Source organism: Priestia sp. P1_B12_1 (genome assembly GCF_056406695.1).
Window position 1 is genome coordinate 389,760 of record NZ_JBFTZR010000001.1, and the last position, 13,733, is coordinate 403,492.

Annotated in this window: 17 protein-coding genes; all 17 read right to left on the reverse strand. The window is 39.4% G+C overall.

Going from position 1 to position 13,733, the window contains the following annotated elements; all coding sequences use genetic code 11:
- Nucleotide 1: 1 nt before the first annotated feature.
- Nucleotides 2–778, reverse strand: a complete 777-nt coding sequence (gene fliR, locus AC1D0Y_RS02025) for a flagellar biosynthetic protein FliR (protein ID WP_028410823.1) — start codon at nucleotides 776–778, stop codon at nucleotides 2–4.
- A gap of 2 nt (nucleotides 779–780) precedes the next feature.
- Nucleotides 781–1,050 (reverse strand): flagellar biosynthesis protein FliQ, encoded by a 270-nt coding sequence (gene fliQ, locus AC1D0Y_RS02030; protein WP_016765390.1) that lies wholly within the window; start codon nucleotides 1,048–1,050, stop codon nucleotides 781–783.
- Nucleotides 1,051–1,060: 10 nt separating this feature from the next.
- Nucleotides 1,061–1,729, reverse strand: coding sequence for a flagellar type III secretion system pore protein FliP (fliP, locus tag AC1D0Y_RS02035; protein WP_013084783.1), 669 nt, complete (start codon nucleotides 1,727–1,729; stop codon nucleotides 1,061–1,063).
- Nucleotides 1,722–2,363, reverse strand: coding sequence for a flagellar biosynthetic protein FliO (locus AC1D0Y_RS02040; RefSeq protein WP_060745980.1), 642 nt, complete (start codon nucleotides 2,361–2,363; stop codon nucleotides 1,722–1,724). Before AC1D0Y_RS02040 ends, fliP begins: the two co-directional genes overlap by 8 nt.
- Before the next feature lie 63 nt (nucleotides 2,364–2,426).
- Nucleotides 2,427–2,789: a response regulator gene (locus AC1D0Y_RS02045; protein ID WP_028410821.1), complete on the reverse strand. Its 363-nt coding sequence runs from the start codon at nucleotides 2,787–2,789 to the stop codon at nucleotides 2,427–2,429.
- A gap of 21 nt (nucleotides 2,790–2,810) precedes the next feature.
- The gene (gene fliY, locus AC1D0Y_RS02050; protein ID WP_260505458.1) at nucleotides 2,811–3,941 is read right to left on the reverse strand and encodes a flagellar motor switch phosphatase FliY; all 1,131 of its coding nucleotides are present in this window, start codon (nucleotides 3,939–3,941) and stop codon (nucleotides 2,811–2,813) included.
- Nucleotides 3,931–4,932 (reverse strand): flagellar motor switch protein FliM, encoded by a 1,002-nt coding sequence (gene fliM / locus AC1D0Y_RS02055; protein WP_028410819.1) that lies wholly within the window; start codon nucleotides 4,930–4,932, stop codon nucleotides 3,931–3,933. The genes fliY and fliM overlap by 11 nt, the downstream gene beginning before the upstream one ends.
- Nucleotides 4,933–4,952: 20 nt before the next feature.
- Nucleotides 4,953–5,384: a flagellar basal body-associated protein FliL gene (gene fliL, locus AC1D0Y_RS02060; RefSeq protein WP_028410818.1), complete on the reverse strand. Its 432-nt coding sequence runs from the start codon at nucleotides 5,382–5,384 to the stop codon at nucleotides 4,953–4,955.
- Between the two features lie 3 nt (nucleotides 5,385–5,387).
- Nucleotides 5,388–5,597, reverse strand: coding sequence for a flagellar FlbD family protein (locus AC1D0Y_RS02065; protein WP_025750317.1), 210 nt, complete (start codon nucleotides 5,595–5,597; stop codon nucleotides 5,388–5,390).
- 35 nt (nucleotides 5,598–5,632) lie between these two features.
- Entirely contained in the window at nucleotides 5,633–6,436 is an 804-nt protein-coding gene (gene flgG / locus AC1D0Y_RS02070) for a flagellar basal body rod protein FlgG (RefSeq protein ID WP_028410817.1), read from the reverse strand.
- Between the two features lie 25 nt (nucleotides 6,437–6,461).
- On the reverse strand, nucleotides 6,462–6,890 hold the full coding sequence (gene flgD, locus AC1D0Y_RS02075; RefSeq protein WP_477707317.1) for a flagellar hook assembly protein FlgD: 429 nt from the start codon (nucleotides 6,888–6,890) through the stop codon (nucleotides 6,462–6,464).
- Nucleotides 6,891–6,899: 9 nt separating this feature from the next.
- Nucleotides 6,900–9,539: a flagellar hook-length control protein FliK gene (locus AC1D0Y_RS02080; RefSeq protein WP_477707318.1), complete on the reverse strand. Its 2,640-nt coding sequence runs from the start codon at nucleotides 9,537–9,539 to the stop codon at nucleotides 6,900–6,902.
- A 17-nt stretch (nucleotides 9,540–9,556) separates the two neighbouring features.
- A complete protein-coding gene (locus AC1D0Y_RS02085) occupies nucleotides 9,557–10,189 on the reverse strand; it encodes a MotE family protein (protein ID WP_060745975.1) in 633 nt (210 codons plus the stop codon).
- A gap of 9 nt (nucleotides 10,190–10,198) precedes the next feature.
- A complete protein-coding gene (fliJ, locus tag AC1D0Y_RS02090; RefSeq protein ID WP_013058874.1) occupies nucleotides 10,199–10,642 on the reverse strand; it encodes a flagellar export protein FliJ in 444 nt (147 codons plus the stop codon).
- Nucleotides 10,643–10,644: 2 nt separating this feature from the next.
- Nucleotides 10,645–11,958 (reverse strand): flagellar protein export ATPase FliI, encoded by a 1,314-nt coding sequence (gene fliI, locus AC1D0Y_RS02095; protein WP_028410813.1) that lies wholly within the window; start codon nucleotides 11,956–11,958, stop codon nucleotides 10,645–10,647.
- Nucleotides 11,933–12,721: a flagellar assembly protein FliH gene (gene fliH / locus AC1D0Y_RS02100; RefSeq protein WP_098331904.1), complete on the reverse strand. Its 789-nt coding sequence runs from the start codon at nucleotides 12,719–12,721 to the stop codon at nucleotides 11,933–11,935. The genes fliI and fliH overlap by 26 nt, the downstream gene beginning before the upstream one ends.
- The gene (gene fliG, locus AC1D0Y_RS02105; RefSeq protein ID WP_477707319.1) at nucleotides 12,714–13,733 is read right to left on the reverse strand and encodes a flagellar motor switch protein FliG; all 1,020 of its coding nucleotides are present in this window, start codon (nucleotides 13,731–13,733) and stop codon (nucleotides 12,714–12,716) included. Before fliG ends, fliH begins: the two co-directional genes overlap by 8 nt.

Consider the following 13,733-nt stretch of genomic DNA (forward strand, 5'->3'; position numbering starts at 1 on the left):
GCTACACCCCTCCTAATATGCGAATCATCGCGCGCATCGCTTCTATCATTTGTTCAAATATGATTTGCATCATATAAAACATGCTCCCCATCACGACAATCAGCAAAATAAAGGCAACAATAATTTTTACCGGAAACCCCACTACGAAAATATTTAACTGCGGAACGGTTCTCGCGACAATTCCAAGCGCGATATCGACTAAAAATAATGAACCTACCAAAGGCAAAGACATTTGAACAGCTACTAAAAACATCGATGAAAAAACAGTTATGATGTGTGTAGCAAATGCTTGGCTTCCCACAGGGAAAGCTACTTTGTCTAACGGAATAATTAAATAACTATTATAGATGCCGTCTATTAATAAATGATGTCCATTGGTCGATAATAAAAATAGGAGAGCAAATACATATAAATATTGACCTAGTATCGGACTTTGGGCCCCTGTCTGCGGATCTATTACGTTGGCAATCGCAAACCCAACTTGAAAATCGATGAGACCTCCGGCAATTTGAATAGCCATAATAAATACATACGCAATCAAACCAATAAACAACCCAACAGCACATTCTTTTACTACTAAAAGTACAAACTGTGCATCTAACGAAACGACGGGTAAATCAATTGTTGTCGCAATAATAACGGATAGCGAGGCAGACAAACCTACCTTATGAACTGCGGGAATCGTTTTGTATGAAAATAGCGGAACCGTAATAAAAAAAGACGTTACCCGCACTAGCACTAGTAAAAACGCGGGATAGGATAAGATCAACTGACTCATAGCTATCCTACGTACCGATACAGATTTGAAAAAATTTCATATGTAAATGAAATCATTTTTGATAACATCCACGGACCAAAAAATACAATCCCTACTAAGACCGCTACAATCTTAGGAACAAAAGCAAGAGTTTGCTCTTGAATCTGGGTAGTTGCTTGAAAAATACTAATAATGAGCCCAACTACAAGGGCCAGCAGTAATAAAGGGCCAGATACAATTAGGATTGTATACACGCCTTTTTCTGCTAACGAAATGACAAATTCTCCATTCATTGTCTATCACCTATTGAAAACTTATTAATAATGATTTAACAACTAAATTCCAGCCGTCAACCAGTACAAATAGTAAAATTTTAAACGGGAGCGAAATCATAACGGGAGGAAGCATCATCATTCCCATAGACATCAGCACGCTTGCTATAATCATATCGATAATGAGAAAAGGAATAAAAATCATAAATCCAATTTGAAATGCTGTCTTTAGCTCACTGATTGCATAAGCCGGAACGAGCGCAGTTAAGGGAATATCTTGAACAGAGGATGGCTTATCTATATCCGCATATTCTAAAAAAAGAGCTAAATCTTTTTGTCTTGTATGAGCACTCATAAATTCTTTCATTGGTTCAGCTGCTTTTTCATAGGCTTGATTCAGCGTGATTTTTTCTTTTAAAAGCGGCTGAAGCGCCTGTTCATTTACCTGAGAAAAAGTTGGCGCCATAATAAAAAACGTTAAAAACAGCGATAAACCAACTAATATTTGATTAGGAGGCATTTGCTGTGTCCCGAGCGATGTACGTACAAATGACAGCACAATGACAATGCGTGTAAAGCAGGTCATCATAATTAAAATTCCAGGAGCTACCGAAAACACCGTCAGCAGCAACAAAAGCTGGACAGACGTGGAAATATTTGTAGGACTGCTCGAGTTAAAGAGGTTCATCACTTCATTCATCGTTCTTTTTGTTCCTTTCTAACTCTTTTAGTACGTTTTGCCTTTTTATTTTCATTTCATTCATTTCTCGCTGAAAAAGCTGTTGAAAAGAATGGCTGGATTTCTCTTCTTTTTTAGAAGTCAATTTTTCTAAAAAAGACGGTAGTACGACTTTATATTCGCTCTCGTTTTTCTGTTGTTCCTCATACTGCGTGAGCAGCTGCTGTTTCTCTTGCCCTGTAATTTCTGAAAGAAGCTGCACATTTTCACCGACTCCAATGATTAAAAGCTGATCTCCAACTTTGACTACTTGTACAGATTTGCTGCTTCCAACATTTGTCCCTCCCAAGTTTTGTACTATTTTATTTTTTTGCAGCAGCCTTCCTTTTTTATTGACAAATTTTAAGAGTGCAAAAAGCAGCCCAATTACAAGTAAAAACGCGAATATCATCTTCATAATATCTCCAGCTGAGAGCGTAGGCGTCACCTGGAGTGCAGTTTTTTCTTTTGAATCAGCACTCTCACTTTCTAAACACTTCTCCGTTTTTTCCAAACATTCTTTTACCGATGCAGATCCACTTTCTGCATAGACGATTTGATTTGATCCTGCTAACACGCTTATTAACAGCGCAGCAATTACGAACTTTCGCAGCAATGCCTGCCACCTCTTACTTCAACATAGTGTAAGATTAGCGGGAAAGCCCCGCCAATCTGTTGTTTATCCAATTGCTTTTGAAATTGCCTCTAATACTCGATCTGCTTGAAAAGGCTTAACGATAAAATCTTTTGCCCCTGCTTGAATCGCATCAATCACCATTGCCTGCTGGCCCATGGCTGAACACATAATCACCTTAGCATCACTTTTTATGCTTTTAATTTCTTTTAAGGCCGTAATTCCATCCATTTCAGGCATCGTAATATCCATTGTGACAAGATCTGGTGCATGCTCTTTAAATAACTCCACAGCCTGCTGGCCGTCTGCCGCTTCCGCTACTACTTCATATCCATTTTTCGTTAAAATATCTTTGATCATCATGCGCATGAATGCAGCATCATCTACAATTAAAATTCGGTTTCCCATCTCTACTCCTCCTAAAAATCATTACTTTAGTTTGTTAATACGGTCTCTTTGACTAATAATATCGGTTACGCGAACGCCAAAATTCTCGTCAATGACGACCACTTCACCTTTTGCAATTAATTTGCTATTAATCAAGATATCTACTGGTTCGCCTGCTAGTTTATCAAGTTCAATGATTGCACCAGAAGATAATGCTAAAATCTCTTGAACCGTTCGCTTAGTTCTTCCAAGCTCCACGGTAACTTGAAGCGGGATATCAAGCAGCATGTCTAAATTTCGTGAATCTCCTTGAGGAGAAGACACGTGCTCGAACTCTGAAAACGATGCGGGCTGAATATCAACTGGTACATGAACAGATTCTGCCTGCTGTGTTTCTTCATGCTGTATGTATTCAGCTGCTGGCGGTTCTGTTTGCTTTTCGTTAAGGTCTGATTCTTTTTCAATAGAAGCTGCCGTATCTTCTGCGCTTGGAACTAAGAGCTCTTCCACCAAGCTTTTGGCAAAAGATATCGATAAAAGCTGCATAATATTCGAATCGATTAATGTGCCTACCTTCAAATTAAAAGAGACCTTTACAAAGACGTCATCTTGGGGAATCAACTCTGTGCCTTCCCCTTTTTGAATATTTAAAATATCTAAGCTCGGCGGAGAGATATCAATTTTCTTTTGAAATACCGTAGACATAGACGTCGCTGCAGAACCCATCATTTGATTCATCGCTTCCTGCACTGCACTCAGCTTAATTTCATCCATGATTTCTGTCGGATTCTCACCCGTTCCACCAAGCATCAAATCTGAAATAACAGCTGCATCTTCATGTTTAATAACTAACAAATTCGTACCAGAAAAGCCTTCTGTATACTGAACTTGCACAGCGACATGAGGATTTGGAAATTCATCCGTCAGCTCTTCTTTATATACGAGCGATACAAACGGTGTGGTAATATCGACTTTTTGATTCAATAAAGCCGATAGCGCTGTTGCTGAACTGCCAAACGAAATATTTCCAATTTCGCCAAGCGCGTCTTTTTCCATTTCCGTAAAGTAATCATCTACTTGACTTGACTTATTCGGCTCTGAAAACTCGTCAAGTGAAGAAGTTCCTTTTAACAACGCATCAATTTCATCTTGCGAAAGCATGTCATCGTTCATTCCTTTCGTTCCTCCTCTTAACATCATCTAGAATTTGCACAGCGACTTTCCGACTGACTTTTCCAGGCTGTGCAATAAATTTAGGTTGTTCTCCGACGTAAATAGTTAACGGATTATGAACGCTTGTTTGCAGTCGAATGACATCTCCCGCATCTAATGCTAGGAAATCTTCAATTGAAATATCCGCTTTTCCTAGCTCGGCTACAACCTGCAATTCCGCATCATTGATTTGTTCCTTTAGCTGCTCAACCTCTTGTACGTTAGGTTCTTTTTTCGAAGATTGCATCCAGTAATGAACGGACAGTTTGGACACAATCGGCTCAAGCGTCACGTGCGGAATACATAGATTGATCATGCCCGTTTCATCTCCAATTTGTACGTTTAATGAAATGACGATGACAATTTCATTTGGTGAAATTACCTGCAAAAACTGAGGATTCACTTCAAACTCTGATGTTTCAGGTTCAATTTCCGCAATAGAACTCCAAGCTTCTCTCATACTGTCTAACGTTTTCTCTAACAAGTTTCGAACCAAGCTCGTTTCAATCTCCGTTAAGTTACTAATTTTCCCACCGCTCTCGCCTTGTCCCCCAAGCAAGCGATCAAGCATCGCATAGGCAATGTTCGGATTGACTTCCATAATGATATGCCCTTCTAAAGGAGGGACGGCTATCACGTTTAAGATGGTTACTTTGGGAACAGAGCGAATGAACTCCTCATACGGAATTTGATCCACTGATACAACGGACACTTGTACAACGTTACGAAGCTGCGCCGAAAAGACGTTGATTAACATGCGCGCATAATTTTCATGAATTCGCGTCAAACTGCGAATCTGATCTTTTGAAAAACGCAGGGCGCGTTTAAAATCATATGTACGAATACGCTGTTTTTTATTTTCCTTTTTTAGCTCATCCGCATCCATCTCTCCGGTTGATAACGCGGATAATAGGGCGTCAATTTCATTTTGTGATAATACATCCCCTGCCACTAGCTTCCCTCCCTTTTTCTTTACTGCAACACTTTAGACGTTGTATAAATTTTAACAACATGTCCGTTTTCCATTAATTGATCAATTTGCTTCGCAATATCTGTTTCTAACGTGCTGAGTCCTTGCGTTCCTTCAAAATCTTGAGCACTCATATCTGAGAGCCTTTTGATAATAATGTCCCTTACTTGAAAATCTCTTTTTTGAAGCTCTGCCGCTGCTTTTTTACTATCCATTTGAATTTTAAAAGAGATGCTGATGTAGTTATTGCTTTTTAAATTTGTTTTAATATCCGTTACATCCACAGAAGCTTTGATCACATCGTCAATAGATGGACCTTTTTCAGTACTTGCCTGCTCTGTATACTTTAACGTCACGATAACAGCAACGCTTCCTATTAACGTAAAAGAAAGCAGAATAATAATCATCTTACTAACTAGCTTATTTTTAAACACACTTTATTCCTCCGTCGTTTGCTGCAGCCCTAATACGTTAATTCGCTGATAATAACTCGTCACTTTCTCATTCACTTCTTCAACTGAATCCTTTACCACCAGCTTTTTGTTATTCGTTAGCGTAATGGTCGTATCAGGAAATGCCTCAACCTGCTCGATGTAGAGCGCATTTAACGTAAATGTTTTGCCGTTTAGCCTTGTTAAAGTAATCATAATTAACCGGAGTAATACCTACTCCTTCCTCCCGCCTATCGTTTTAGATTCACTAGCTCTTGCAGTATTTCATCGGATGTTGTAATAATTCTTGTGTTCGCTTGAAATCCGCGCTGTGCAACAATCATATCCGTGAATTCTTCCGATAAATCAACGTTGGACATTTCAAGGGCGCTTGAAATTAATGTTCCTGTACCGCTGTTTCCAGGAGTAATGTTTGCAGGAGTTGTAACCAATCCTGCATTTGGAGTATTAGTGAACAAATTTCCTCCTGCTTTTTGAAGTCCTTCATTGTTAGCAAACTTTGCAAGTTTGATAGTTTGAGGATTCGGAAGCATGTTTCCATTTAGCCCAACAATATTAACGGTTCCGTTTGACCCAATGCTATAGCTTTTAGCCGTAGTTGGATCAATCCTAATTTTCCCATTAGTGGCCTGTACAAATAGTCCATCACCTGTCACTAGATAACCATCTTTATCTAAATAGAAGTTCCCCGCTCTTGTGTAATAGTCTGATGTTCCATCATTTACAACAAAATAGCCGTCACCAGAAATAGCTAAATCAAGCGGACGTCCCGTTGACTGAATGCTTCCCGCCGTTTGAACTGTATCAATTGTGCCAATCTGTGAACCTAACCCGACTTGTTTAGCATTAACACCTCCACGGTTCCCCGCCGGTGCCGTCGCTCCTGCTACCTGCTGACTTACTAAATCTTGAAACGTTGTACGTCCTTTTTTATAGCCGTATGTATTAACATTGGCAATGTTATTTCCTAGGACATCTAATTTGGTTTGAAAATTTTTCATGCCGCTGATTCCTGAATACATCGAACGTAACATAAAATCACTCCTTAAATTTGGTTGGTTAACTGCTTATTTCTAAGATATCGTTTAGCGAAAGTACCGTATGATTTTCATCGTTGATCGTAAACGATACCTCATTGTTTTTGACGGATGCTGTTGAAATGACTCCTTGCTTTTTATTTCCTTCTTCATCTAACCATGCAGCCGTTTTACCAATTAATTCGCTTCCTTTTAAAATAGGAGAAGCCTGAGACTGCGTTACAAACGTATTGAGCGATGTGCTCATATTTGTCATTTGTTCAAGAGATGAAAACTGAGCCATTTGAGCAATAAAGTCTTTGTCTTCCATTGGATTCATTGGATCTTGATTTTGAAGCTGAGCAATCAAAAGCTTCAAAAAGTCATCTTTGCCAATCGAGCTGTTTCCCGTTTGCTTCACTTGTGTGTTCCTATTGCTTAAATACAAGTCAGACGTAATTTCATTTGTCATTGTTATCACCTATACGTTGTAGTTAATGAGCGCTGATTCAAAAGAAGATAGAAAGGAAGCCGATTCTTCCAATTGTTGTGAATCTTGATCTTCTTCTTCTTTTTTAAACGCTTCTTTTTCCTGTCTTTCTTTTTGCTGATCATTTTCATTGTTATACGACACCGCTTGTTCCGACAGTAGCACATCGATTTTATCAATTGATACATGCTGAGACGCGAGACCGTGCCGCAAAGTTGAAAGATTGGAGTCCAATAACTCTTTTGTTTTTACTGACGATACGACAATTCGCGCAACCGTTTCGCTGTCTTTCTGAAGCATTTCAATTGAAATCGCACCTAGCTGTTTTGGAAATAACTTAATGAGAAGCTTAGATGTTCCCTCTTCGGTACTAAACGAAGCTTTACTCCATATTTTTTGCAGCTCGTTTACCAAATTGCTAGACTGCTGATAGTCAGATTTTGCTTGCCCTAGATAAATAGAGAACTGCTGAAGCTTAGGCATTTCTCCACTTCCAAAGGATGATGGCTGATTCTCTACTGTCGCCCCGGTTGTGTGTGTACCTGCCGGACTTTCGCTATTTTTTAAAAAGCTATTGGTATCTACACTTCCGCTGGGTACAACCACATCTTTTTTCCATGAAAGCTGATTCAAAAACGGTACTTTTTCTTCTTTAGGAAAAGCATTCATATTTTTCACAGAACTTTCTGAAGCTGTATGAACAGCGTCCATATCCACTTGTACAACCGATACATGCTGAAACCCAAGAGCCTGCCGTAATCTGAAAAGATTGGCATCTAACAGCTCTTTTGTTTTTGCTGACGATACTACAATCTGCGCAATCGTTTCATCGTCTTGTTGAAGCACTTCAATTGATATTTTCTCTAGCTGCTTTGGAAATAGCTGAATGGAAAGCTTGGATACTCCTTCTTTAGAACCAATCGAAGCTTTACTCCATATTTTTTCCAGCTCGTTTACCAGATCGCTAGACTGTTCATAATCTGATTTCGCTTTCCCTAAATCCATAGAAAACTGCAGCTCTTTTTCTTCTTTACCAAAAGCAGTCATATCTGTTACTGAACTTTTTGGAGCTGCTTGAACGCCCACCGAACCCACTTGTTCAACCGATACATGCTGAGACGTGAGAGCTTGTCTTAATCTAAAAAGGTTGGCATTTAACAGCTCCTTTGTTTTCGCTGATGATACAGCTACTTGTGCAACCGTTTCATTGTCTTGTTGAAACACTTCAATTGAAATCGTCCCTAGCTGCTTTGGAAACAACTTAATGGAAAGCTTGGATGCTCCTTCTTCAATACTGATGGAAGCTTCACTCCATATTTTTTCCAGATTATTCACCAAATCCCTAGACTGCTGATAGTCTGATTTTGCTTGCCTTAAATCAATAGAAAACTGCGACCCTTTTTCTTCTTTACCAAAAGCGTTCATATCTGTTATAGAACTTTCTGGAGCTGCTCCAACAGCGGCCACATCGACTTCATCAACGGATACATGCTGAGAATTTAAAACTCGCCGTAAAGTCAAAAGGTTGGTGTCTAATAGCTCTTTTATTTTCGCTGACGATACCACAACCTGCGCAATTGTTTCATTGTCTTGTTGAAGGACTTCAATTGAAATCGTCCCTAGCTGCTTTGGAAACAATTTAATGGAAAGCTTGGATGTTCCCTCTTCAGCACTGAGCGAAGCTTTACTCCATATTTTTTGCAGCTCATTTAACAGATTGTCAGACTGTTGATGATCAGATTTTACTTGCCCTAGATCAATAGAAAATTCTTGGACCTTAGATACTTCTTTAGATTTAAAAGATGATGGATTATTTTCTAACGTCGCCCCGGCCGTGTTAGCAGTGAAAGAAATTTCACTATCCTTTTTTGAACTATTCCTATTCATACTTTCGTTACGTAAAATCACATCTTTTTTCCAAGAAAGCTGATTCAAAAGTGGCACTTTTTCCTCTTTATGAACAGCGTCCATATCTCTTACAGAACTTGTTGGAGCCGCATGGACAACGGCGAAGAAACCAGCAGAGCGCTTTTCATGTAAGGTATCGGTTAATACACGTGGTTGTTTATGAATTTTCTCTATTTTTTCAGCAGCAGCTTTCTGCAAGCCTTGAAGCTGCGAATCCGAAAGCTTCACTGACTGCAGCTGCGGTTTTTGTAGTTCTTCCATCAGCTGAGCGAATTCTGTTTGAAACGCAGATGATGTATTTTTACAAATGGTTAACAAGGTAGAAATAGAAGACAAATATTGTTCTTGACTGTCTGTTTCAAATGAAACAGGTGCCCGCTGCATTTCTGTTAACGCGTGCTGCAGCTTTAGAAGCGGCTGTTCCAAATCTAGATTACTTGGAATACTACCGATCATCTCGGCTAGATGTTTGTACAAGACAGACGATTCATCTTCTTCATCTTCTGCTTCGCTTAACTGAATCGCCATTAACCCGACCGCCTTGAAGACGTCTTGATCTATCGCTTGTTCATCTGATGATTTCTCCCCGCGCGCTAAAGGCTGCACATCTAGCTGCTTAAGCTGCTGAACAATTTCTTCAAAAAAACCCTGAGTCTGACTAGCAGCTGCTTTTTCATCGCAGTTTACCTTTGATGCAGCTGCTGGACGTAGTGAAATTTCCACTGTTTTCACCTCTGCTTTTATTCATCAATCTGATCTGTTAACAATGTCGTATAGCGTGCAGCTACTTTCGGATCCATTTTTTCTAAGATTGCCGTTCTTGTACTCGCTTTGAACTGCTTAAGCATCGCGACCGCTTTGTCTTCTTTTAATTCGGCAAAGATGAGCGCTGCATTTTTAGGAGACATGTTTTCATAGGTAGCAATGACATCTTTTTTTGCCAGCTGACTGTTCTTTTGTTTTTTCGCTTCATCGTCGGCTTTTTCTTCCATATCGCGCATTTCAATTTTTAGTTCATCCATTTGACGGTCTTTTGTAGTGATCGTTTTCTCGTAAACTGCGATTTGCTTTTCTTTTGTGCTCAGCTTCTTTTGAAGGCTTTCAACCTGCTTTTGTATCTCTTCATTGCTTTCTTGAATATTTTCATTTTTTTGCGACTGTTCACTTGATACAAATGGAATGGCGTGTGTAATAGCCGAAACTTTATCATTTACATTGACGCCTAAAAGTGTCAGGACAATATAAGCTGCCAAGATGAGGAACACCGCTGGAATAAAGATTAAAAATAAAAACACTTGGCTTTTACTGTAAGATTTCCCATCTTCATAGTTTTCTTCTTCGTACTCTTCTCTTAACTCTTTTTGATTAGCCATGTTTTCCACCTAATTCCTATGCAGCATATACTGCTGTAGCGACAGCTCATCCATTTGCTTCGCTTCTAACTGTTTTTCCGCGGTTATATAAGAATCGTAGTCTCTCTTTTTTAACTTTTCATACTTCTTTACTTCTATGTTCTTTTCTTCTAGCTTCAGTTTCTTTAAGTTCATTTGCTGTCTTGCAAACATGACCTCTTGTTGCAGCCTCTCAATCACTCGTTCGGCACTTGTTAAAAACTGCTGAAACGATGTAATTTCTAAAATAGAAAGCCCTTGCTTCATTTTGCCCGTATGCTGTTCAATCAGCGTTTCTTTTTCTTTTAGCTTTTTATAAAGCTTTTCACCCGCTGTTTCAAACTGCTGCAGAGATTGATTATATTGAGATAGCAGTTCATCCTTTTCATTTGACTTGATTGCCATTATTTTAGATAACCTAAATTCATATGCCATATTTACTCACCTTTCACAAACAGTTCACAGAGCTTTGTTACACTTGTTTCAAATGATGGATGTTCGTTCGTTTTTTGCTTTAAAAATGCATCAATGACGGGATGATAGTGGATGGCCTCATCAATGTAAGCAGAAGATCCTCTTTTGTAGGCACCTATGTTAATTAAGTCTTCAGAATTAGCATAGGTAGCCATTAATGAACGCAGTTTTTCAGCTGCTTCTTTATGCCGTTCACTTACGATATGGTTCATCACGCGACTAACGCTTTTTAAGACATTGATGGCGGGATATTGACCTTTATTGGCCAGCTCCCGGTCTAGTACAATATGTCCGTCTATAATGCCTCGCACCGTATCCGAAATAGGTTCGTTCATATCATCACCGTCTACTAATACAGTGTAAAAAGCAGTAATAGATCCATGCTGATTAGTTCCTGTACGTTCAAGCAGCCTTGGCAAGCTAGCAAAAACAGATGGTGTATAACCTTTGGTAGTCGGAGGTTCACCTACGGCTAATCCAATTTCTCTTTGAGCCATTGCTACACGGGTAACAGAATCCATCATCATCATGACGCTCATCCCCTCATCTCGAAAGTATTCAGCAATAGAAGTAGCTGTATATGCTGCTTTCATTCGAAGCAGAGCAGGCTGATCCGAGGTAGCAACTACTACAACGGAGCGCTTTAACCCTTCCTCTCCAAGATCTCGTTCAATAAACTCTCTAACTTCTCTTCCTCGCTCGCCTACAAGGGCAATGACATTGATATCTGCTTTTGTATTGCGTGCAATCATCCCGAGCAGCGTACTTTTACCAACACCGCTTCCTGCAAAAATACCTATGCGCTGCCCTTGACCTACTGTTAGCAAACTATCAATTGTTCGTACCCCTACTTCAATTGGCTGTTCAATAGGCGGACGCTCTAAGGGATTAGGGGGATCTTGATCGGTTAAAACAAACGGCAAATATTGAGAAAGTTCAGACCCGTCTAAAGGGTTCCCTAACGAATCAAGCACTTGACCTATTAACTCTTTCCCCACGCTTACCTGCAGAGGTTTTTCTGTCGTTTCCACTAGGCAGCCAGGTCCGATATATCGAACAGACGTATAAGGCATTAAAACGACGTGCTCGCCGTTAAAACCAACAACTTCTGCACGAATTTTATCTCCTCGTTCACTAAGATGAATAAAGCAAACATCTCCTATTGACGTTCTAGGTCCTTTAGATTCAATCATCATTCCTACTACTCGGCTGACTTTCCCGTACCGTTTAAAAGAAGATGTGCGCGGGATTTCATGAATGAGTTGTGCGACTTTCATTTTTACTCTCCTCTAACAAACGTTCTTTTAATTTTTTCTTCATTTCCGTTAACTGGCTATCAAAAGACGCAACAAGACGCCCATAAGAGGAATCGATGACACAATCCATTTCCTGAAGATTTTCATCCGCATAAATAAATAGCCCGGTTTCTCCGTTTAATAAATCGAACAGTTCTCGTTTATGTTCACATACATATGCATATTTTTTCGGGGAAACAAAAAGCTGGATTTCTTTATGTTCTCTAACTTCTTTTAAAGACCTTGCAACAAGTGGTAAAAATGATTCATCTCTTTGAAGCTGCTCATTTAAAATCGTTTCAGCTAGGGTGAAACCTAATTCAAAGATGACTTCTTCAGATTGATTTATATATTCGTAGTACTGATTCTTTGTTTCGTCAACAATGTTTCGCGACATGGCTAATACATGCTCATACTCTTGTTTTCCTTGAAGCAGCCCTTCTTCGTATCCTTCTTCATAGCCTCGCTTTTGTTCTTGTTGAAACAGCAGCACCTTCTCTTCTTCCCACTGCTTTTTCAAACGTTCAATTTCGTTTTGAGCTTGTTTTCGGTAAGCGTCTGCCTCGGCCTTTATTATTTCAGCTTCACTGTGCGCTTGTTCAATAACGTGCTGTGCGTTTTCTTGCTGAAGATGTTCTTCTGTGGGCTCATCTTGTATCGGAAAACCAAATGGAATAACTTGAATATGCTTTGCATTTTCGTCTGAAAGTTTATTTGTATAAGTTGATTTAATGATATTAGACAATAATATCGTCTCCTCCACCTCGAGCTAGTACAATTTCACCAGCATCTTCTAAACGTCTAATTCCAGCAACGATACGTGACTGAGCTTCCTCTACATCTTTCAAACGCACAGGACCCATAAATTCCATTTCTTCTTTAAACGTTTCCACCATACGGCTAGACATATTTTTAAAAATAATAGATTTCACTTCTTCACTTGCTACTTTTAAGCTCAACAATAAATCATCATTTTCTACATCTCGTATCACACGCTGAATAGAACGGTTATCGAGCGTTACGATATCCTCAAATACAAACATTCGCTGTTTAATTTCTTCTGCTAATGCCGGATCTTGAATTTCAAGCGTATCAATAATAATTTTTTCAGTTGCTCGGTCTACTCCATTTAATACTTCAACTACTGCTTCTAAACCACCTGTTTGGGTATAGTCTTGGGTAACAGTAGCAGAAAGCTTTCTCTCTAAAATTTGCTCTACTTCATTAATGACTTCCGGAGACGTACTTCCCATCGTTGCAATCCGTCTTGCAATATCCGCTTGCCTTTCCTGAGGCAGTGATGATAAGATTTGTCCTGCCTGCGGCGGCTCTAAGTAAGATAAAATAAGGGCAATCGTCTGAGGATGCTCATGCTGAATGAAATTTAACAGCTGCATAGGATCAGCTTTTCTGGCAAAGTCAAACGGACGAACTTGCAAAGAACAAGTTAATCGATTGATAATCATCATAGCCTGCTCTGGTCCAAGTGCTTTTTCTAACACCTGTTTCGCATAGCTTACTCCTCCTTTTTCAAGGTAGTTTTGAGCAAGCGTTATTTGTTCAAACTCATGAAGAACAGCTTCTTTTAGAGACGGCTCTATTTTTCTCACTGAAGAAATTTCAAGCGTTAGTTGCTCAATTTCATCTTCACTGAGATGTTTATAGATAGAAGCTGATACATCAGGACCGAGAGAAATTAACAAAATTGCTGCTTTTTGCTTTCCAGTTAACTCATTTTTTTGCATAGCCTTTACCAT